Origin of the sequence: Klebsiella sp. A-Nf5, from assembly GCF_002810545.1 — a bacterium.
Taxonomy (GTDB): Bacteria; Pseudomonadota; Gammaproteobacteria; order Enterobacterales; family Enterobacteriaceae; genus Klebsiella; species Klebsiella variicola.
On record NZ_PIOG01000257.1, the window covers coordinates 1 to 918 of the forward strand.

Genomic DNA, 918 nt, shown 5'->3' on the forward strand with positions numbered 1-918 from the left:
GAATGCGGTAACAATAGCGAATCCAATGGTTTTCAACATTAATACATTCACTGATAATGTGTTAGGACAGATAGTGGGTAGTCTCTTCGCGTTCGCGGTTATTCTGCTGATCCCCGATCGGTCTCAGTCCCGAACCACCCAAAAAATTATGAATACATTGATTTATTCAATAACCACATCACTAAACCCTGCAAACCGCAGGCAAAGTAAAACACACCTGCCTGCCCTTTATCAGCATTTGAGCCTGCTGCAGTCTCTTCATCCGGGAGATTTAGACAAGCTCAGAATGTCGCTTGGGTTGATTGTCGGCCACAATCACCTTGCCAATGCACAACTCCCGGATAATCCCGCTCTAAATATGCCTTATCGAGAGCTCCGAAGCGCAGCCGATGAGGTGAAATACGCCAGTAATAATGAAAAAAGAAAAGAGAAGCTTAATATGTATTTGGCGAGGCTTCGTACATATCAGCAAATGCTCGTGAAGGTTAAGGCTTCCCGGGAAGTATCCGAAAGCGTAGACAGACTCGTTTATCTTACAGAAACCTACCATCATGCTTTTGTGAAGCCGGGATCATAAAGCAGCCGAAAGAATCCCTACGTCGGGAAGTCACAACTAAGCATATGTAGATAGAGCATTAATGAAATAGTTTGGGTGGAAGATTATGGAAGAAACGGGCAAAACAGCCGCAGGGAAGTCGCCATTAAGCAGTAAAAATGAAATACTAAGTGGATGCCAGGCCCAGACTATTTTTAACCATATCACCAGTAAATGGGGGGTTAAAACAATTATTGTACTCATGCAAGGTGAACTACGGTTTTCTCAGTTAAAAAGGCATCTTCACAACATTACGGACCGGATGTTGATAAAGACGCTACATGAGCTCGAAGAAGATGGACTTATCTGTAGAGAATTTAATG

General features: G+C 43.1%; 2 protein-coding genes. Both read left to right on the top strand.

Annotated elements, in window-relative coordinates:
• Window positions 1–577: FUSC family protein (locus CWM53_RS24675; RefSeq protein ID WP_206062636.1), on the top strand; the 577-nt coding region annotated here is incomplete at its 5' end.
• A gap of 85 nt (window positions 578–662) precedes the next feature.
• A partial coding sequence (locus tag CWM53_RS24680; protein ID WP_133124386.1) for a winged helix-turn-helix transcriptional regulator occupies window positions 663–918 on the top strand: 256 nt, incomplete at its 3' end.